This is a genomic window from Pedobacter sp. W3I1 (assembly GCF_030816015.1).
Lineage (GTDB): Bacteria > Bacteroidota > Bacteroidia > Sphingobacteriales > Sphingobacteriaceae > Pedobacter.
In genome coordinates this window covers 1297466-1317305 of the sequence record NZ_JAUSXN010000001.1, presented here as the reverse complement: position 1 = coordinate 1317305, position 19840 = coordinate 1297466, and the positions used below count along the sequence as shown (strand labels likewise).

Annotated in this window: 18 protein-coding genes; 7 read left to right on the top strand and 11 right to left on the bottom strand. The window is 38.3% G+C overall.

All coding sequences use genetic code 11. From position 1 onward, the window contains the following. Positions 1-4 precede the first annotated feature (4 nt). The 4 genes from QF042_RS05720 (at position 5) to QF042_RS05705 (ending at position 4070) form a co-directional block, all read left to right on the top strand. The gene (locus QF042_RS05720; protein WP_307526183.1) at positions 5-310 is read left to right on the top strand and encodes a chaperone modulator CbpM; all 306 of its coding nucleotides are present in this window, start codon (positions 5-7) and stop codon (positions 308-310) included. A gap of 94 nt (positions 311-404) precedes the next feature. Further along, the gene (locus tag QF042_RS05715) at positions 405-1979 is read left to right on the top strand and encodes a helicase HerA-like domain-containing protein (protein ID WP_307526181.1); all 1575 of its coding nucleotides are present in this window, start codon (positions 405-407) and stop codon (positions 1977-1979) included. Between the two features lie 124 nt (positions 1980-2103). Further along, positions 2104-3003, top strand: coding sequence for a sugar phosphate nucleotidyltransferase (locus QF042_RS05710; protein WP_307526179.1), 900 nt, complete (start codon positions 2104-2106; stop codon positions 3001-3003). Further along, a complete protein-coding gene (locus QF042_RS05705) occupies positions 2994-4070 on the top strand; it encodes a phosphotransferase enzyme family protein (protein ID WP_307526177.1) in 1077 nt (358 codons plus the stop codon). The genes QF042_RS05710 and QF042_RS05705 overlap by 10 nt, the downstream gene beginning before the upstream one ends. A 174-nt stretch (positions 4071-4244) precedes the next feature. Here the strand turns inward: QF042_RS05705 and QF042_RS05700 are convergent, their stop codons facing one another. Then, positions 4245-5456, bottom strand: coding sequence for an IS4 family transposase (locus QF042_RS05700; RefSeq protein ID WP_307526175.1), 1212 nt, complete (start codon positions 5454-5456; stop codon positions 4245-4247). 528 nt (positions 5457-5984) lie between these two features. Continuing rightward, positions 5985-7895 carry a molecular chaperone DnaK gene (gene dnaK / locus QF042_RS05695; protein WP_307526173.1) on the bottom strand — a complete coding sequence of 637 codons (1911 nt, stop codon included), beginning with the start codon at positions 7893-7895 and terminating at the stop codon, positions 5985-5987. Between the two features lie 431 nt (positions 7896-8326). On the opposite strand from dnaK, the gene QF042_RS05690 reads away from it, so the two are divergent. Beyond that, entirely contained in the window at positions 8327-8686 is a 360-nt protein-coding gene (locus QF042_RS05690) for a DUF1304 domain-containing protein (protein WP_307526171.1), read from the top strand. 136 nt (positions 8687-8822) lie between these two features. On the opposite strand, the gene QF042_RS05685 is transcribed toward QF042_RS05690, so the two are convergent. Further along, the gene (locus QF042_RS05685; protein ID WP_307526169.1) at positions 8823-10010 is read right to left on the bottom strand and encodes an SAM-dependent methyltransferase; all 1188 of its coding nucleotides are present in this window, start codon (positions 10008-10010) and stop codon (positions 8823-8825) included. 321 nt (positions 10011-10331) lie between these two features. Between QF042_RS05685 and QF042_RS05680 the strand changes: the two genes are divergently transcribed. After that, positions 10332-11993: a GMC family oxidoreductase gene (locus QF042_RS05680; RefSeq protein WP_307526166.1), complete on the top strand. Its 1662-nt coding sequence runs from the start codon at positions 10332-10334 to the stop codon at positions 11991-11993. 11 nt (positions 11994-12004) lie between these two features. Further along, positions 12005-12637 (top strand): gluconate 2-dehydrogenase subunit 3 family protein, encoded by a 633-nt coding sequence (locus QF042_RS05675; protein ID WP_307526164.1) that lies wholly within the window; start codon positions 12005-12007, stop codon positions 12635-12637. A 181-nt stretch (positions 12638-12818) separates the two neighbouring features. Here the strand turns inward: QF042_RS05675 and QF042_RS05670 are convergent, their stop codons facing one another. The 8 genes from QF042_RS05670 to infA all read right to left on the bottom strand — a co-directional run bounded on the left by QF042_RS05670 (position 12819) and on the right by infA (position 19771). After that, positions 12819-15788, bottom strand: coding sequence for a glycoside hydrolase domain-containing protein (locus QF042_RS05670; RefSeq protein ID WP_307526162.1), 2970 nt, complete (start codon positions 15786-15788; stop codon positions 12819-12821). A 330-nt stretch (positions 15789-16118) separates the two neighbouring features. Further along, entirely contained in the window at positions 16119-16643 is a 525-nt protein-coding gene (gene rplQ, locus QF042_RS05665; protein ID WP_307526161.1) for a 50S ribosomal protein L17, read from the bottom strand. 111 nt (positions 16644-16754) lie between these two features. Then, positions 16755-17747, bottom strand: a complete 993-nt coding sequence (locus tag QF042_RS05660; RefSeq protein ID WP_025145205.1) for a DNA-directed RNA polymerase subunit alpha — start codon at positions 17745-17747, stop codon at positions 16755-16757. A gap of 85 nt (positions 17748-17832) precedes the next feature. Continuing rightward, positions 17833-18441: a 30S ribosomal protein S4 gene (gene rpsD, locus QF042_RS05655; protein WP_029282720.1), complete on the bottom strand. Its 609-nt coding sequence runs from the start codon at positions 18439-18441 to the stop codon at positions 17833-17835. 62 nt (positions 18442-18503) lie between these two features. Further along, the gene (gene rpsK / locus QF042_RS05650; protein WP_131532654.1) at positions 18504-18893 is read right to left on the bottom strand and encodes a 30S ribosomal protein S11; all 390 of its coding nucleotides are present in this window, start codon (positions 18891-18893) and stop codon (positions 18504-18506) included. Between the two features lie 95 nt (positions 18894-18988). Then, positions 18989-19366, bottom strand: coding sequence for a 30S ribosomal protein S13 (gene rpsM / locus QF042_RS05645; protein WP_307526157.1), 378 nt, complete (start codon positions 19364-19366; stop codon positions 18989-18991). Positions 19367-19434: 68 nt separating this feature from the next. Continuing rightward, positions 19435-19551, bottom strand: a complete 117-nt coding sequence (rpmJ, locus tag QF042_RS05640; protein WP_010599887.1) for a 50S ribosomal protein L36 — start codon at positions 19549-19551, stop codon at positions 19435-19437. A 1-nt stretch (position 19552) separates the two neighbouring features. Further along, the gene (infA, locus tag QF042_RS05635; protein ID WP_010599888.1) at positions 19553-19771 is read right to left on the bottom strand and encodes a translation initiation factor IF-1; all 219 of its coding nucleotides are present in this window, start codon (positions 19769-19771) and stop codon (positions 19553-19555) included. Positions 19772-19840: the final 69 nt, after the last annotated feature.

The following is a 19840-nucleotide window of genomic DNA, read 5'->3' as shown; positions in this document are numbered from 1 at the left end:
CATTATGGGAACCAATCTAATACCTGTAGAAGACATATGTGCTTATCACCATGTGGAGATTAACTTTATCCAATCGCTGGAGGATTTTGGCCTGATCCATACTACGGTTAAAAAACAATCGCTCTTTTTGCCAGTTGATGAATTGACCAAATTGGAGCAGTATCTTCGTTTAGCGCAAGATCTGGAGATCAACTTAGAAGGCATCCATGCTGTTTCCCATCTGCTTAATCAGGTAGAACAAATGCAGGAAAAAATAACTGCGCTACAGAACGAACTAAATTATTATAAGCAATTTAGCCAGCATCACTAAACAACCGTTTGTGCATAATTTTGCGTCAAAACTAGGAACAAAAAAACAACCTTTTTAAGATTTGTTTCTTAAATTGGCAATCTAATTTTAAAAAATGAGCGATCTTTCTTCAAAATTCATCGAAAAAATAAAATCATCCTATGCCCCTACAGGCTCATACATTTATTTAGGTGCCGGCATTTTAGACGGTCAGGTTTATAGCGAAGCTGAGGTTAATTTGTCTTTAAAAATGATGAACAGACACGGCTTAATTGCCGGGGCAACCGGAACAGGTAAAACACGGACCCTGCAATTATTAGCAGAACAACTGTCAGATGCCAGCGTTCCTGTTTTTATGTTGGATGTTAAAGGAGATTTATCGGGTTTAAACCAACCAGGTTCCATCAATCCAAAAATAGAAGAAAGAGCACAACAGCTCAACAAACCTTTTTCTCCTTCTGGCTTCCCCGTCCAAATTTATTCGCTTTCGGGCAAAATGGGTGCTCAGATGCGGGCAACAGTATTGGAATTCGGCCCAACACTTTTATCAAAGGTGTTAGATCTAAACGATACCCAGTCAGGTGTTATGGCAGTAATATTTAAATATGCCGATGATAACAAAATGCCTATTATCGACTTAAATGATTTAAAGAAACTGGTTTCTTATCTATCAGAAGGTGCCGGCGCAGCCGAAATAAAAAGTAGTTATGGTACTATTTCTACAGCTACTTCTGGTACCATATTAAGAAAAATTGTAGCCATAGAGCAGCAAGGATTAGCAGGCATGTTTGGCGAAAAGTCTTTTGATATTGAAGATCTTTTCGAACGTGTTGATGGCAAAGGGACCATAAGTTTGTTAAACATTGCCGATGTTCAAAATCAACCTGTATTATATTCTACATTTTTATTGAGCTTACTGGCTGAATTATTTAACACCATGCCCGAAGTTGGCGATTTAGATAAGCCAAAACTGATATTCTTTTTTGATGAAGCACATTTATTGTTCAAAAATTCTTCGAAAGCATTTTTAGAACAGATTGAAACCATCATCAGGTTAATCCGCTCAAAAGGAATTGGTGTTTTCTTCTGTACCCAGGCCCCTACCGATGTGCCTGAAAGTGTTTTAGGGCAATTAGGTAACCGTGTACAACATGCATTAAGGGCATTTACGCCTAATGATGTGGATGCTTTGAAAAAAACAGTTAATACGTATCCAAAATCAGATTTTTATGAGATTGATAAAATATTAACCTCATTGGGAACAGGCCAGGCTTTGGTTACTGTATTAAATGAAAAAGGTATTCCAACGGAGGTATCTGCTACCATGCTTACTCCACCAAGGGCAGTAATGGGACCGCTAACAGCTGCAGATTTCGATCAGCTTGTTCATGCCAGTCCAATATACACTAAATATAAAGACCCTATTGATCCTGAAAGTGCTTATGATATTTTAACTAAACGCATTAATGAGCAAACTGCGGCAGCAGAACAGGAAAAACAGGAAGCGGAGGCTCAAAAACAGGCCGAACAAGAAAGCAAAGCTAAACCAGGCGAAAAGAGTCTTGTTGAACAGGTAATGGGTGCAACAATAACCCGCCAGATTGGTAAAGAAATTGTTCGTGGCATTTTTGGTATGCTTACAGGAAAGAAAACACGTTCAAAAACTGGCGGCGGACTTTTTGGATTTTAAAAAACTAATAATTAACAGTAAAAAAACGCTCAAATAATTAATTTCGCAAAATGAAGCCTGGATGATAAGTTAAATATTTCATCATAAAGGATTCACCCACAAAATAAAAAACAATAAATAATTGATGAAACCCACCCTATTAATATTGGCTGCAGGTATGGCAAGCCGTTACGGAAGTATGAAACAGATTGATGGTTTTGGCCCTAATGGCGAAACCATTATCGATTATTCTATATATGATGCCATTAATGCAGGCTTTGGTAAAGTTGTATTTATCATTAAAGAAGAGTTTGTAGATAACTTTAAAGCTATTTTTGAGCCTAAACTTGCGGGTAGAATTGAAACTGATTATGTTTTCCAAAATTTCGATTTAAAACAATTTGGTATAGAAGAAGAAATATACAGAGAAAAACCCTGGGGTACAGCTCATGCAATCCTTTCGGGCAGGAACGTAATTAAAGAACCTTTCTGTGTAATTAACGCTGATGATTACTATGGTTTTGATGCCTTTAAAAAAATGGTCGATTTCTTAACTACAGAGGTGACAGACAGCAACTATGCCATTATCGGTTATGAGATTGGCAAAACTTTATCAGAATTTGGTGCTGTTTCGCGTGGCGTTTGCAAGGTAGATGCATCAGGCAATCTTGAAGAGATTGTAGAACGCACAAAAGTTTATCCTAAAGACGGTAATATCTTTTACGAAGAAAATGGCGAAGAATTTCCTTTGGCTTATGAAACTCCCGTTTCAATGAATTTCTGGGGATTTACACCAGCAGTCTTCAAAATTACGGAAGAATTGTTCAGAGAATTTGCAGAAGCAAACAAAGACAAACCAAAGGCAGAATTCTTTATCCCGTTAATTGGCGAAAACCTGGTAAAAAGTAATATAGCAACCTTTAAAGTAGTGCCTACCGCTAACAAATGGTTCGGAGTAACCTATAAAGAAGATAAACCGTATGTTCAGGACAGTATTAACCAATTGGTTAAAAATGGAACATATCCAGAAAAACTATGGAACTAAATTTAGATTCCGAAGTTTTAAAAGCCTACGGATACGCTAAAGAAAATACAAAAATTACGCAAATAGGTACGGGTTTAATTAACCGTACTTATTTGCTTTCGCCCCTATCCGAAAAGAAGAAATATATTCTTCAAAACATAAATACTTCGGTTTTTAAATCGCCACAAGCTATTGCGAATAATCTCCGCGCTATTGCCGATTACCTTACTTTCACTTATCCTGAGTATCTTTTTATTAAGCCTGTTTCTACAACAAATAGTGAAGAAATGGCGCATATCCATCATGAATATTGGCGGATGCTTCCTTTCGTGCCCAATACCATCTCGCTAGACGTTTTAGCCGATCCTAAGCAAGCATATGAGGCTGCTAAACAATTTGGCAAACTGAGCAGATTGTTAGATCATTTTGACGCGAAAACACTTCAGCCTACTATCCCGGGTTTCCACAATTTAGGTTTAAGGTACGAACAGTTTACATCAGCATTAAGCCAGGCAGCAGAAATGCTAAAGCATAAGGCAAAAGCACAAATTGAAGATGCTTTGGCACATAAGTACATTTTAGATTATTATACCTCATACTCACACAGGACTGATTTTCCAGATCGTGTAATGCACCACGATACTAAAATCAGCAATGTTTTATTAGATGATGAAACCTATGAGGGGATTTGCGTAATTGATCTGGATACCATCATGCCCGGTAAATTCATTTCCGATTTGGGCGATATGATGCGCACTTACCTTTGTGCTTTCTCCGAAAATGAAACCGATCTTGATAAGATAAAGATACGTTTACCCTACTTTGAAGCGATGATAAGAGGCTATCTATCGGAAATGAAAAGCATTTTAACCCAAACAGAAAAAGAACTTATCTTATTTTCGGGCAAATACATCATTTATATGCAGGCATTGCGTTTTTTAACCGATTTTTTAAGTGGTAATAATTATTATCCGACAAGCTATTCTACACAAAATTTAGATAGGGCAAAAAATCAATTTAAACTACTGTATGAATTATCTATAAATGAGAAAGAATTACAAGATATTATTGAAGAGAATTTGGTTTAATACTTCATCTTTACTTTCAAAGAACCGATAATCTCAGTTCGGTTTATATTCATTCATAAAAATCAATTTTAGTTCTGCTATCTAACGCGATCGTCATGCTGAATTTATTTCACTGTTGTCCGGTAAAAATAGATTTTAACGATAAAACAAGTTTTATCCGCATTCTAGAGGTGTTTATGTCTTAAAATCTATTTCCAAGGCCCCCAATTTTAGCTGGTTGTTATTACCTTTTCCCATACTTAGCTTTTCAGGATTGTTAAGGAATTTGTACAAGCTAATGTAGCTCATCATGTGTAGCCTGATAATTGACCTTAAATTGGAAAATGCCCATTTTCTTTTGAGCTGTACCTGTACAACTTTTATCAGCAGATCGGATATAAAAGCACACCATATCTGGATTGCGTTTTCATTGTCCCCAAGGAAATATTTAAGGGGAAAGTTCTGCTTTACCCTTTTGAAGAGCATCTCGATGAGCCAGCGCTTTTTGTATATTTCTGCGATCTCTTCGGGCAACAGGGAGAAATTGTTGGTTAGGAATTCGAATGTCCGTCCCGATTCCGCATCAAAAAAGGTAACCATACGTACGTTCAGCCTGATCTTTTCCCGTTGCGTACGTGTCCCCTGTATCAATATCTGATCATTCTGCACACCTGCCATCATGCTCTGCAGGGTCAGTTCCCTACTTTCAACGATCTCATATCTTGCATCTTTTTTCTGTCTGGTGACAAAAAAAGCGCCCTGTTTTCCGATTCTCTCATACTCCGAATAATCCACATAACCTTTGTCAAAAACAATAAATGACCCTTCTTCAAGGTCTATCTCTTTCAGGAAGGGCATGTCATTCGCACTAGCGGCAGTAAAACTGATTTTTAAGGGCACATGCTCAGCTGCACCGATCAGGGTGTGAACCTTGATCCCGCCCTTTCTTTTTCCGTTCATCTTCCCAGGGCTGGGCGCATCGAGTATCCGTTGGAAAAGCGTGATGGTGGATGAATCCGCAATGAAGAGCTTATCATACTGTTTTAATCGGCTGTCCGGTAAAAGATGCCGGTGCCGTTTGTATAAAAGCTCGTAAATCTGTTGAAAAACATCGAAAGGCCTTTTACTGTTGGCATCGCACAGGGTACTTCTTGCCGGGGGGCTGCTTATACCCAAATGAAGAAGCTTGGAGTGGCATGCGTGCATCCCGCTGACCACTTCGCGGGTGCTGGTGCAATTGTTCAAGCTACTATAGAGCATTGTAACCAGGTGGCAAAAAGTATCAAAATACTTATAATAATGGTCGTAACCGCCACGGCGTGACAATGACCTCACAGAATTTCGGTCGATCAAACTTAATAGCTGGTTTAAGACCGGCTGTCCGGTAAAAAATGTATTTTTGCTCATGCTGTTGGTTTAAGCGTCGTAACTCAAATATAACAGCCTAAAGGGTAGCTTTAATCGCTACCCTTTTTTATTAATAAAAATAATTTCTCCGGACAACAGTGAATTTATTTCAGCATCTTTCTTGCAAGTAGACCCTGAAATGAATTCAGGGTGACGAAGCTAGAAAAATCGCTATCCAAACACTTCCCAAAAGCACTAAACTCCCCTTCCTAAACCCGACAGCAGCGAAAATACTTTTTAAAAACAGTAGCTTTTATATGAAGCAAAGTAACAAATGAAAAAGATGCTTCGTTCCTCAGCATGACAGTTGTTGTTTAAAAAGATTGTAGCGAATGGCGGGACTATAGTTTCCGAAAAGCACCTGAACATTCATTTCCAAATCTTGCTGATCATATAAGCTCAAAACCTATCAGGTTTTAAAAACCTAATAGGTTTGAACCAAAGACACAAAAAAAGCGTTCCTGAACTTAATCAGAAACGCTTTTTATATCCTCCCAAGACTCTCGACTCGGGAATCAGACTCAAGACTTATTTCTTATCGTCTTCTTTTACTTCTTCAAAATCAACATCAGTAACGTTATCGCCACCACCTTGAGGCTGACCATCAGCTTGTGGTTGTTCGCCACCCTGAGGTTGCTCACCAGCTTTGTACATTTCTTCTGATGCTACGTTCCATGCAGCTTGTAATTCAGCTTGTGCTGCATCGATATCTGCAAAGTTACGTGATAAATGCGCTGCTTTTAATTTCTCTAAACCAGCTTCGATTGGTGCTTTTTTATCAGCAGATAATTTATCACCAAACTCTTTTAATTGTTTCTCAGTTGAGAAAATTAAAGCATCAGCACCGTTGATTTTATCAGCTTCTTCTTTCTGCTTAGCATCATCTGCTGCATTAGCTTCAGCTTCTTCTTTCATTTTTTTGATCTCCGCATCAGTTAAACCTGAAGATGCTTCGATACGGATTTTTTGCTCTTTACCAGTAGCTTTATCTTTAGCACTTACGTGTAAAATACCGTTAGCATCAATATCGAAAGCAACTTCTACCTGAGGCACACCACGAGGTGCTGGTGGAATACCATCTAAAATAAAACGGCCAATTGTACGGTTCTGAGCAGCCATTGGGCGCTCACCTTGTAAAATATGGATTTCTACTGAAGGCTGGTTATCAGCTGCAGTTGAGAAAGTCTCCGATTTTTTAGTTGGGATAGTTGTGTTAGACTCGATTAATTTAGTCATTACACCACCCATAGTTTCAATACCTAATGATAAAGGTGTAACGTCTAATAACAATACATCTTTCACATCACCAGTCAACACACCGCCTTGAATAGCAGCACCGATAGCTACAACCTCATCAGGGTTAACACCTTTACTTGGTTCTTTACCGAAGAAAGCTTTAACCGCTTCCTGGATAGCAGGAATACGTGTAGAACCACCTACCAGGATAATTTCGTCGATATCGCTTGTGCTTAAACCAGCATTTTTCAAAGCAGATTTACAAGGGTCGATAGTACGTTTAATTAAGCTATCAGCCAATTGCTCAAATTTAGCACGAGATAATGTACGTACTAAGTGTTTAGGGCCACTAGCATCAGCAGTAATGTATGGTAAGTTAATTTCAGTTGAAGTTGTGCTTGATAATTCAATTTTCGCTTTCTCAGCAGCTTCTTTTAAACGTTGTAAAGCCATTGGATCTTTAGCTAAATCCATGCTGTTTTCAGCTTTGAATTCGGTAGTTAACCAATCAATAATAATGTGGTCAAAGTCATCACCACCTAAGTGCGTATCGCCATCGGTCGATTTTACTTCGAAAACACCATCACCTAATTCCAATACAGAAACGTCATGTGTACCACCACCACAGTCAAACACAACAATTTTCATGTCTTTATGTGCTTTATCTAAACCATAAGCTAAAGCAGCTGCAGTAGGTTCGTTAATGATACGTTTTACAGTTAAACCTGCAATTTCGCCAGCTTCTTTAGTAGCCTGACGTTGCGCATCGTTAAAATAAGCTGGTACAGTAATTACTGCTTCAGTTACTTCCTGACCCAAGAAATCTTCGGCAGTTTTTTTCATTTTCTGCAAAATCATTGCAGAAATTTCTTGTGGAGTATATTTTCTGTCGTCGATTTCAACACGTGGTGTGTTGTTATCACCTTTAACTACTTTATAAGGTACACGCCCAGCTTCTTTCGCACTTTCGTCGTAGCTGCTACCCATAAAGCGTTTAATCGAATATATCGTTTTTGTTGGGTTGGTTATAGCCTGACGTTTAGCAGGCTCGCCAACCTTACGCTCACCGTTTTCTGCAAAAGCAACAATAGACGGTGTAGTACGTTTACCCTCACTGTTTGCGATAACTACAGGCTCGTTGCCTTCCATTACGCTTACGCAAGAGTTTGTTGTTCCTAAGTCTATTCCAATAATTTTTCCCATTGTATTTTAATTTCTCTTTTTAAAGTATTATAATTTCTACTCCTATCAAACAATGCTTGTGCCAATTGGTTTTTGGCAGATAATATGAGTAAAAGACTGATAAAATGTTAAAAAAGAGGCTATAGTTTACTGACAGCATGACAGAAACAAGCTGAAAGGCTAAAGCTTAAAGACTAAAGCAAAGTGCAAATTTCTTAAAATGATTTGAAAATGAAAGTCAGCAGTGCTTCGGTAGCAGCAGCCCCGCTAACCGCTTTACTTCGTTGCACTCGTGTTCGCTATTATCGGGTTTATTGAACAGCGTTTTAATGCGCTTCGGTGATAAAAAACAAACAGAATAATGAGTGATCATCTAAATGCCCTCAAAGTTTTATATATTTAAAGTACAATCAATCGATGCAATCATTTAAATCTGTGTAATCCCTTATAAAATGCAATTAGCAGCACAAATCGTAATCGGCTTAGTAGCTTTCATCCACATCTATATCCTTTGGTTAGAAATGTTTGCCTGGACCACCAGAGCACCAAAAGTTTTTAAAACCATACCAAAAGATTTATTTGTGCCAACCAAAACATTAGCAGCAAACCAGGGATTATATAATGGCTTTTTAGCAGCGGGTTTAATCTGGTCGTTATGCATAACCGATCATCACTGGAGATTTTATGTGGCTATATTCTTTTTAACCTGTGTAATTATAGCTGGCATTTATGGCGCTGCAACGGCGAGTAAAAAAATCCTTTATGTACAGTCGATACCAGCACTGATCGCTTTGATTTTGTTGCATCTGTAAGTTTGGTCATAACGGTTAGCATGATAGATTCTGAAACAAGTTCAGAATGACGATCACCTTAACGGCAAATTTGCATCATAATTTAGTTATGGCTTTGCGTTTCTTTGCGAAAAACCTAGCGTTCTTTGCGGTTAAACTACAACTCCAACAATTTTTCTAAATGATGGTAACCAATTCCAAAATATTCTTTGCTTGCTTTAATTTTCTGTAAAACATCTGCTTTCTTCTCTGCTCCATGCTCCTTGCCCTTTACCCCCACCACAAGCACATTCTTAGGCGTATGTGCATCCGAAATAAATTCGAACACTTTGGTTTTATATCCGAAGTATTCTAAAATCAGCGCTCGGATTCCATCCGTAACCATCTCAGCCTGACGTTCTAAAAAGATGCCATATTTAGTTAAAAATGAAACATCGTTCTTCACTTTATTTTGCTCAATTTCTCTGCGGATTTGTTTATGGCAACAAGGTGCAACAACAATCAGTTCGGCATTGGCTTTAATTCCCTTAAATATAGCATCATCCGTTGCTATATCGCAGGCATGTAACGCAATTAACAGATTTACATCGTCGGCCAGGTAATCTTCAATGGTCCCCTGAACAAAATCCAGTTTATCAAATGCAGACTTAACAGCAACCTGATTACACAGATCAACCATATCCTGGCGGTACTCCACTCCCACTACTTCGGTTTCCAACTTTAAAACCGAATGTAAGTAGTCGTATAGTGCAAAAGTTAAATAGCCTTTGCCAGAGCCCATATCGGCTACTTTTTTAATGGTTCCTGCAGGTAGTTCCTTAATTAAGGAGCTTAAAATTTCAATGTAATGGTTAATCTGGCGGAATTTATCCTGTGCATTTTTGAATACCTTACCTTCAGCATCGGTAATTTTCAGTTCCGTTAAATAAGACTTTGCATCAGGCATAATTAACCTTGCTTTCTCTTTGTCGTGACTGGCAGATGGGGCTGCTGCACTTGATGCCTTTGTTTCTCTAAAAACAATTTTGCCATTGTTCAGCTCCTCCAAAATCAGATCTTTTTCCGTAGTAAACAAGGTACCGATTTTAAAACCTTTATTCAGATAATCAGAAATCAAATCTATTGCTTCATCAACTGCATAGTTTTTTACCACATCACGGGTTTTGTAGCGATAGGTAAGAGCCAGTTTATCTTCGCGTTTGATCACCACCTTACGCACAAGAATCTGCTTTAATGCTTCCTCTTCTCCTTTATAGTTCCCTAAAGATACCTTTACAAAAGTTCCTGTATTTAGGCTTTCTTTTAAAGAGATGGTAAATTGTTCTATATATTCTGACACTGGCATTGATAATTTAACGACAAAGATAATCAAGTTTATCTGGAGCAGAACATATCCATGATAATGTAACAATAGGGCGACCAAGTTAAAGGCTTATTTGATTAAAAAACGGCTAATACTGCACTGACGTAATACGATTTAGAAATACACATAGGCAATATTATCTATATTGATTCCAAAATAGCTTAACACTTTTATTTCAAAAAATTAAGCTTTAGATTAGAGTATATAAAAATAGCTAACCACAATTCATGAGTGACTTTCAGATAAAAAAATCGCCTACCGTTTATGATGCCATTGTAGTATGGCTCAGGAGCTGGTGGCGGGATGGCAGCCTACGTTCTGGCACATGCTGGTCAAAAGGTTTTAATGCTTGAGGCCGGTCAAAATTTCGATCCAAGACTAGACTCACACCAATTGAAATGGCCTTGGGAATCGCCCCGTCGCGGCGCTAGTACAACGCGTCCATTTGGAGATTTTGATGCTTCTTATGGAGGATGGGAATTAGAGGGCGAGCCTTATACCCAAAAAAACAAAAGTGAATTCGAATGGTTCCGTTCGCGCATGCTCGGTGGCCGCACCAATCACTGGGGAAGGATTTCTTTGCGGATGGGTCCGGACGATTTTAAACCTAAAGATGGTTTAACCGATGCCTGGCCCATTACCTACGCTGACGTAAAACCTTTCTACGATAAAGTTGACCGCATGATCGGTATTTATGGAACAGCAGAAGGTTTAGAAAATGAGCCAGACGGAATTTTCATGAAACCGCCAAAACCACGATTAAACGAACTTTTCATCAAAAAAGGAGCAGAAAAAGCGGGAGTAAAAGTAATTACAGGCCGTGGGTCGGTCCTTACCGAGGCCTTACCCAATAACAGCGACCGGGCACCTTGTTTCTACTGTGGTCAGTGCGGAAGAAGCTGCAAGGTTTATGGCGATTTTTCATCCTCATCATGTTTGGTTAACCCTGCGGTAAAAACAGGAAATTTGACTGTAATTACCGATGCCATGGTACGCGAGGTAATTACCGATAAAGATGGTACTGCAAAAGGGGTTTCTTATGTAAATCGTAAAGACCTGCAAGAATACCAGGTAAATGGCAAACTCGTTATTTTAGGTGCCAGTGCCTGCGAATCGGCCCGTATATTATTGAATTCAAAATCAACTTCTCACCCAAATGGTTTGGCCAATAGCAGTGGCGTAGTTGGAAAATACCTGCACGATTCTACGGGAGCAAGTGTTTCGGGCTTTCTTCCACAATTAATGGATAGAAAACGTTACAATGAAGATGGCCTGGGCAGTGTACATATCTACTCGCCCTGGTGGTTAGATAACCGTAAACTCAACTTCCCACGTGGCTACCATATTGAATATTGGGGTGGTATGGGTATGCCTGCATATGGCTTTGGAGGCGGTGTAGCGCAAATGAACGGAATGGTACCTGGCAGAGATGGCAAAATGAAAGAAGCCGGAGGTTATGGAAAATCATTAAAAGATGATTATCGCCGTTTCTATGGCACTGGTGTCGGCATGGCTGGTCGTGGTACCGCAATTGCAAGAGAAAGTAACTACTGTGAAATAGATTCGGATACAGTGGATAAATATGGTATTCCGGTTTTAAGGTTTAACTACAAATGGGATAAAGATGAGATTCTGCAAGCTAAGCATATGCAAGAAACCTTCCTTTCGATTATGAAAGAAATGGGTGCGGTAGTTACTTCTGAAATTCAGGGAGCAGATACCAATTATGGTTTACTCAATCCCGGAAAAATTATCCACGAAGTTGGAACCATCCGCATGGGTGATGATCCTAAAAAATCGGCATTGAACAAATACTGCCAGGCGCATGACTGTAAAAACCTGTTTGTAGTTGATGCCGGACCATTTGTTCAACAAGGCGATAAAAATGCCACCTGGACTATTTTGGCACTTTCTATGCGTACTGCCGAATATATTTTAGCTCAAAAGAAAAAACAAAACATTTAAAGAATTACCATATGAACAGACGTGATTCGCTAAAAGCATTAGGTTTAACGGCCATAAGCACAACCGTGTTGCTTGATGCCTGCAAACAACCTGAAACAAAAACCGAAGTAGCCGCACCAGAAGAAACTGCAAAAGAAGCAGGAAGGGAGCAATGGGAAATAGACCGTGATAAGAAATTAAAAGCTGAAACCTTTTTCACTAAACATGAAATGGCTACCATTACTGTTCTGGCTGATATTATTATCCCTAAAGATGATGTATCGGGCAGTGCATCTGATGCTAAAGTGCCAGAGTTTATCGAATTCATTGTAAAAGATATTCCTGAACACAAAGTACCGATGCGTGGTGGCTTAAAGTGGCTGGACGTGTATAGCTTTAATAAATTCCAAAAATCATTTGTGGAGGCATCAGCAGATCAACAGATTTCGATTGTAGATGAAATTGCTTACCCTAAAAAAGCCCGACCGGAAATGCAGGCAGGGGTAACCTTTTTCAACAGAATGAGAAATTTAACTGCATCAGGTTTTTACACGACAGAAATTGGCGTAAAAGATATTGGTTATGTAGGTAATGCACCAAACCAATGGGCCGGTGTTCCAGCAGATGTATTGAAGCAATACGGTATGGAGAACGTAAAGGTATAACAAAAAAAATCGTCATCTCGACTGGAGCGCAGTCCCGAACTTTCGGGAGAGAGATTTATAATAGATTTCTCGACTGCGTTGCACTCCGCTCGAAATGACGATATAATATTTTCGCCTCGGTATGTGTCCCCACTTACCGAAATACTATGGTTCGTGAAGACACGAACCAAGGCTCAGGGGTTTACTCCACTATCAAAATCAAACCTTTTCCTTTTTCAACAGGAACTGATTTTCCATTAGGATAACTTCCCGAACTTTGGAACTTATCAATTGCAGGAGCTGCTATTTTTACTTTACCGGAATCTAAGCCCAGTTTAACCCAATCAATCGTTAAATTAACCTTTACGTCACCCTCTGCCCAACTGGCTAAGGCAATCATCGTTTTACCTTGTTTTTTATAAACTGTTGCCAATACTTTGGCATTATCTGTTTTAACCGGACAGTTTTCGCTCCAATAACCGATCATTTGAGATCCTTTAATGCCGAAGTTACCCCAGGCTTTCCACAGAGGTTTTGGATCACTCTTATCCGACCAGCCTAAACGGCTTGTCATGCCGTAAATCATCCCACGCCAAGGGTTTCCATCATCCTGTAACATCTCTCCCATTAAGCCGAAAGGAATTCCGCTTACTTCTGTTAAAAAGAAATCAGGATTGTTTTTTTGGTAATCGAAATATTCGCCAAACCATAAACGGTTTAAATAAGGGAAATGTTCCAGGTATAAAATGGCACTATTGTTAAAGCCATCACTTTTGTTATACTGATTGGCAGAGTGAAGATCAATAATACCCGGGTGGTTATCCTGTGTCAATACACGTTTAATCCGTTTCATGGTTACGCGATCGAAAGCCACATCATCCAAGTACACACCATCAATCCCAACGTTGTTTACCAACCAATTCATTCCTTCTACGTAATAGTTGTGCCAACGGTTCATTCCGCTGTTAATTACGGCCGCATCTTTTATTTCGGGAACAAACCAGGCAGCGATATAATTAGAATCTAAATGTTCCTGTAACCAGCTAAAGCCTCCTCCTTTACCCGGAGAATATACCTCAGTACCTAAACTTCTCAAAGCTGGCCACTCATAAGCATGGTTAGAAAGCTCGCGAACAGTATTGTAAATTTTAACTTTTAAACCTTTCGAGTGCGCATTACCGATATAATCTTTCATCTTTTTCCATTCGATAAATGGATAGTTGATCCAAGGGTTAATCGGCGTGGCATGGTGAATGTTCACTACTGTTGCACCCTTAGCTTTAATAGAATCTAAATCGCCATATTTATGATAGAAACGGTTATCCCATTGAAAATCGGTGTTCAGTAAATGGAAAGGTGTGATCAATAAATTAAAATTGTAGTATAACACATCACCCTTTTTCATGCTTCTAGCTCCAGTAAAGTTATCAGCAAGCATTGAACTGCCTTTAACATTGATCTGGATGCCACCTTTATCTCCATTACCCCACGATTTAGGCAACAATAAAGGCTTCTGAAGATAGAAATTAGTATTGAGCGGGCGAACATAGTTCTCATCTCTTAAGTTATAGTAAAGGCCCGCATTTACATTTCCAATCCAAACGGCATCCTGATTTTTATTGGCTACATCCCACTTCCATTTCACCGTATCTGGTCTAACGCCACCTTTTTCACCCAAACCCATCAAATATTTGGTTGAATTCTTATCGAAAGGGATATGAAAATCGACATTACTGAATTCAACATCCTTTAAAGCGGTAACCTTAACTACGTAATGTACGTAACCATCAAACTCTAAAGCGCCTTCCAAATCCATTTGCAGGTTTTCGGATGTATTCGTTGTGGCCCACTTTACCGTTCCGGCCTCTTTACTGGTAATCCGGAAATTACTCGGAACAAATTTCTCCTGCGTTTTTGGTGTATTAAAAAAGTGAAAGTGGATGGGCTCAGCCAGGATATTATTCGGTTTTTCGCTATAAGCTGTCATCTCAGCATTAAAGAAGGTCTGAATTTGCTTAGGGAAACCATCAGCATTGATTTCGAACTTTCTACCTAAAAGTGAAATTACATTGCCATCAACCGTTAGTGGTGTGTAAGGAGCAACAACCGTATTCGCTTGTGCTAAAGTAGAATTTAACCAGGTTAAGCGAGTCTGTTTATCTGGAGTACCTACACCAGCATCCGCTAAAATTGCACTACCTACAGTAATTTTGACATTAATTACTTTAGATTTCCCGTCGGCTTTAACCGTAAATTTTCCGGTATAAATACCTGCAGCGGTATTTTTAGGGATGTTAACAGTAATCCACATTGGCTGAATTTTACCAGAGGCTACATTTACAGTTTCAACCAAAGCTTTGTTATCGTAACTCGTTCCGTTGGTATTTAAGCAGTTGATATATTTTGAAGAAATTACCTTTCCTGTTGCAGTTTTTAAATCGCCGAAGCTAACCACTACATTTTTCAAATCTTTTAAAGCCAATACCCCCAGTTGAAAAGCATAATTTTCACCTTTGCTAGCAGAGCCTGTAAAAGTATTTGAGGCCCCTTTTTGTACCCAACGATAAGGCAAATCGTTTTGCATTTTTATTGGATACATTCTGTCCTCTGGAAAAACAATAAAAGCTTCTGATGGATATTTGGCCTTTATTGCAGCAGTTTCTTTACCAGTGGCAATAATTTCCATCGGGTAGAAAGAGTTGAAAGCATCAATTGACTGAACCTCGATTACAGAAGTATTCACTTTAACCTGTTTCGCCGTGGTTAACCAACCTTGATCAACCTGTTTAGGTTGTATGTAAACGCCTTTTGGATAATTGCTTCTGCCTTCGGTTTTATAGGCCAGGTAATACACGTAATATTTTCCAGCGCCAGCTGCTTCGAAATAAATATCAGCACTTTCTCTTGTCAGTTTATCGGTGCCTACAACCGAAACCGTTTTACCGTTTGCATCCTGGACGATGATCCCTTTTAGTTCTGGATGTTCATCCCTCCTGCGCCAATCAATTTTAGCATGCGCAATTTTGCCTGAACCGGTAAACTGTACAACAACCCTGTGATTACCTAACGAATCGGGATTCCAGGCATTGTTACCATTGGTATATTTTAGAGTTTGCGCATTAAGGGATAACTGTGCGAAAAGACAGAGTAATAAAAAAAGCCTAAATTTCATTTCAAATTTGTTTGAGGCTAATTTATAGATACCTGACTGAAATAATGCTATGTAATGAAAAAATGAGACAAACGTTTGATTGGTTTAGTTCAATTGTTCATTTGTCAATGGTTTATTAGTGGGTAGCATGTTACCTAATGCAGTTTAAGCCATAGATACTGGTGGTGCCAGATGTTACCATCTGGCACAAAAAACTAACCTTATTGCACAACGGTTTATAAGATCCAGGATATCCGTCAGATGGTAACATCTGACCGCACAAAATGGCATAGAAAACAAAAAAGTCCTGCTCTTTCGAACAGGACTTTCTTAATCTTAAGGTGAATAAAGTTATTCTCCTTTTGGTTCTTCAGTAGCAGGAGCTTCTTCAGCAGGAGCAACTTCTTCGACAACTTCAGCTTTCGCTTCAGCAGCTTTAGGTGTAGCAGTAGCTTTACTTCTACCACGACGAGTTGTTTTCTTCTCTTCTTTAGCTTCTACGTCTTTACCGTAAACTGTATTGTAGTCTACCAATTCAATTAAAGCCATCTCAGCGTTATCACCTAAACGGTTGTTTAATTTAATGATACGAGTGTAACCACCTGGACGGGTTGCAACTTTCTCAGCAATTTCGCGGAATAAGATTGTTACTACTTCTTTATCTTGTAAATAAGCAAATACTGTACGACGTGAGTGAGTAGTATCATTTTTTGATTTGGTGATAATTGGCTCAACATAAGTACGTAAAGCTTTAGCTTTAGCTAAAGTAGTTGTAATTCTTTTGTGCAAAATAAGTGATGAAGCCATGTTAGCTAACATCGCCTTTCTGTGGCTTGCGGTTCTACCTAAGTGGTTTACTTTTTTACCGTGTCTCATTGTTTTTTAATTGAGTGTATACCGTCTCGTTGCAGTTAAGCTGAGGGAATTATACACTGTGAAATAATAATTTGTTCAACGCTTTGCGCTAAGCGCATGGCGCCATGCGTTTTATTCTTCGTCTAATTTAAATTTAGACAGGTTCATACCAAATGATAAACCTTTTGATTTTACTAATTCTTGAATCTCTGTTAAAGATTTTTTACCGAAATTTCTGAATTTTAACATATCAGCAACATCGTAAGAAACTAAATCAGCTAAAGTACGGATATCAGCAGCTTTTAAGCAGTTTAATGCTCTAACTGAAAGATCCATATCCACTAATTCAGTTTTAAGGATTTTACGCATGTGTAAAATTTCCTCGTCAACTTCTTTAGTTTCTTCTTTAGCTTGAGATTCTAATACCAAATTCTCATCAGAGAATAACATAAAGTGTTGGATAAGAATCTTAGCCGCTTCTTTTAATGCTTCTTCAGGATGAATTGAACCGTCAGTAGAGATATCTAAAACCAATTTTTCATAATCCGTTTTTTGCTCAACACGAAAGTTTTCAATCGTGTATTTTACATTTTTCATTGGAGTATAAATCGAATCGATTGCGATTACACCTACAACAGCATCAGCAACTTTATTTTCTTCAGCTGGTACATAACCACGTCCTTTATTGATGGTTAATTCCACTTCCAAAGTAACAGATTTATCCATGTTGCAAATAACATGCTCAGGGTTTAAAACTGTAAAGTTGTTAGAGAATTTAGTGATATCACCAGCTTTAAACTGATCTTGACCATTAACGATGATGAAAACTTTTTCAGAATCACCCGAATCACCTGTTTTCTTAAAACGAACTTGTTTTAAGTTTAAAATGATATCAGTTAAATCTTCTACAACACCTTTCATGGTAGAAAATTCGTGAGATACGCCTGAAAAACGAATAGTAGTAATAGCATAACCTTCTAATGAAGAAAGTAAGATTCTTCTTAAGGCATTACCAATTGTTACACCGAAACCGGGCTCTAAAGGACGAAATTCAAATGTGCCATCGAAATCGGTTGATTTCTGCATGATCACTTTGTCTGGTTTCTGAAATGCTAAAATTGCCATTTATAATTTTTTAAATTCGTTATTGAATATATAGTAACATGAAAAAAGTTAATTACCCTTGTGAGGTAATTAACCAGATCATTTATTACTTTGAGTACAACTCGATGATTAAGTTTTCCTTAATGTTTTCAGGAATTTCATCACGTTGAGGGTAGGTTAAGAATTTACCAGTTAATTCACTGGCGTTCCACTCTAACCAAGCAAACTTATTAATCGTTCTACCTGCAACCGAGTTACTAATTGATTCTAAAGATTTAGATTTTTCACGAACAGCAACCACATCGCCAGCTTTTAACTGATATGAAGGGATATTTACAACTTCACCATTCACGGTAACGTGTTTATGGCTAACTAACTGGCGTGCACCAGAACGGGTTGTTGAAATACCTAAACGGTAAACTGTATTATCTAAACGTGCTTCTAATAACTGAAGTAAGTTATCACCGGTAATGCCAGCACGGGAAGATGCTTTTTTAAACAAGTTACTGAATTGTTTTTCTAATACACCATAAGTATATTTTACTTTTTGTTTCTCCATTAACTGGATAGCATATTCAGATTGTTTTCCTCTTCTTTTTGATGAGCCATGTTGCCCAGGAGGATAATTTTTTCTGTCTAACACCTTATCAGGACCGAAGATTGGTTCTCTGAATTTACGGGCGATTTTTGATTTTGGGCCTGTATATCTTGCCATTTTTTTTTCTGTTTTAAAGTATCATCAGGTCTGTAACCTGAGATTCTTAGCTTTAAAATTAATTAAACTCTTCTCTTTTTAGGAGGACGACATCCGTTGTGAGGAAGTGGAGTGATATCTTTAATAGACATTACTTCGATACCTGCTACTTGCAAAGTTCTGATTGCAGATTCACGACCTGAACCCGGACCTTTTACAAACACTTCAACTTTACGTAAACCTAAATCAAACGCAACTTTACCGCAATCTGAAGCTGCTTGACCAGCTGCATACGGCGTGTTCTTTTTAGAACCTTTAAAGCCCATTTTACCAGCAGAAGACCATGAAATGGTTTGTCCGCCGTTGTTTGTTAAGGTAACGATGATGTTGTTGAAGGTAGCATTGATATGCGCCTGTCCAACAGACTCAATTACAACGATACGTTTTTTTGTTACTTTTTTACTCTTAGCCATGTTTTTTATTACTGAATGAGAGAATGTTGACTGAGTGAATGAGAGAATGGCATCCATTCAATAATTCAATCATTCGAAATTCAATCATTTATTTCCTACTTAGTAGCTTTTTTCTTGTTAGCAACTGTTTTTCTCTTACCCTTACGAGTACGTGAGTTGTTTTTAGTACGCTGACCACGAGAAGGTAAACCTTTTCTGTGACGTAAACCACGGTAACAACCAATATCCATTAAACGTTTAATGTTTAACTGAACCTCTGAGCGTAAAGCACCTTCTACTTTAATCTCATCGTTAATCATTGTACGGATTGCCGTTAACTCTTCATCAGACCAATCTTGTACTTTTTTGTTTAAATCGATACCTGCAGTAGTTAATATACGTTGTGCAGTTGTTTTTCCAATACCGTAGATATAGGTTAAACCGATCTCTCCTCTTTTGTTTCTTGGTAAATCAATACCTGAAATCCTTGCCATATTTATTTATGTTTTGAGTAACTCCGAACGGCGGGCCACCGTTGTGCGGTTCATTACAATATTTTTAATTACCCTTGACGTTGCTTGTATTTAGGATTTTTCTTGTTGATTACGTAAAGTTTTCCTTTACGACGAATAATCTTGCAATCAGCGCTACGCTTTTTAATTGATGATCTAACTTTCATTTTATTTGTATCTATAAGTAATGCGTCCTTTTGTTAAATCATAAGGAGACATTTCCAATTTAACTTTATCTCCAGGAAGAATTTTGATGTAGTGCATCCTCATCTTTCCTGAAATATGCGCAATAATCTCATGCCCGTTCTCGAGTTCTACCCGGAACATCGCATTGGATAATGCTTCTCTTATTACTCCGTCTTGTTCAATTGAGGCTTGTTTAGCCATATTTTATTGATTGTTACTTAATTAGCTGCTTCTAAACAGGGTTGCAAAATTAAATAAAAAATTTTAATT

What these genes read in the sequence shown, in the direction of transcription:
- QF042_RS05720 (WP_307526183.1), top strand. Translation starts at nt 5, where the DNA reads ATGGGAACCAATCTAATACCTGTAGAAGACATATGTGCTTATCACCAT.
- infA (WP_010599888.1), bottom strand. Translation starts at nt 19,771, where the DNA reads ATGGCTAAACAAGCCTCAATTGAACAAGACGGAGTAATAAGAGAAGCA.
- QF042_RS05680 (WP_307526166.1), top strand. Translation starts at nt 10,332, where the DNA reads ATGGCAGCCTACGTTCTGGCACATGCTGGTCAAAAGGTTTTAATGCTT.
- QF042_RS05675 (WP_307526164.1), top strand. Translation starts at nt 12,005, where the DNA reads ATGAACAGACGTGATTCGCTAAAAGCATTAGGTTTAACGGCCATAAGC.
- dnaK (WP_307526173.1), bottom strand. Translation starts at nt 7,895, where the DNA reads ATGGGAAAAATTATTGGAATAGACTTAGGAACAACAAACTCTTGCGTA.
- QF042_RS05705 (WP_307526177.1), top strand. Translation starts at nt 2,994, where the DNA reads ATGGAACTAAATTTAGATTCCGAAGTTTTAAAAGCCTACGGATACGCT.
- rplQ (WP_307526161.1), bottom strand. Translation starts at nt 16,643, where the DNA reads ATGAGACACGGTAAAAAAGTAAACCACTTAGGTAGAACCGCAAGCCAC.
- rpsD (WP_029282720.1), bottom strand. Translation starts at nt 18,441, where the DNA reads ATGGCAAGATATACAGGCCCAAAATCAAAAATCGCCCGTAAATTCAGA.
- QF042_RS05670 (WP_307526162.1), bottom strand. Translation starts at nt 15,788, where the DNA reads ATGAAATTTAGGCTTTTTTTATTACTCTGTCTTTTCGCACAGTTATCC.
- QF042_RS05700 (WP_307526175.1), bottom strand. Translation starts at nt 5,456, where the DNA reads ATGAGCAAAAATACATTTTTTACCGGACAGCCGGTCTTAAACCAGCTA.
- QF042_RS05685 (WP_307526169.1), bottom strand. Translation starts at nt 10,010, where the DNA reads ATGCCAGTGTCAGAATATATAGAACAATTTACCATCTCTTTAAAAGAA.
- QF042_RS05690 (WP_307526171.1), top strand. Translation starts at nt 8,327, where the DNA reads ATGCAATTAGCAGCACAAATCGTAATCGGCTTAGTAGCTTTCATCCAC.
- QF042_RS05715 (WP_307526181.1), top strand. Translation starts at nt 405, where the DNA reads ATGAGCGATCTTTCTTCAAAATTCATCGAAAAAATAAAATCATCCTAT.
- rpmJ (WP_010599887.1), bottom strand. Translation starts at nt 19,551, where the DNA reads ATGAAAGTTAGATCATCAATTAAAAAGCGTAGCGCTGATTGCAAGATT.
- rpsK (WP_131532654.1), bottom strand. Translation starts at nt 18,893, where the DNA reads ATGGCTAAGAGTAAAAAAGTAACAAAAAAACGTATCGTTGTAATTGAG.
- QF042_RS05660 (WP_025145205.1), bottom strand. Translation starts at nt 17,747, where the DNA reads ATGGCAATTTTAGCATTTCAGAAACCAGACAAAGTGATCATGCAGAAA.
- QF042_RS05710 (WP_307526179.1), top strand. Translation starts at nt 2,104, where the DNA reads ATGAAACCCACCCTATTAATATTGGCTGCAGGTATGGCAAGCCGTTAC.
- rpsM (WP_307526157.1), bottom strand. Translation starts at nt 19,366, where the DNA reads ATGGCAAGGATTTCAGGTATTGATTTACCAAGAAACAAAAGAGGAGAG.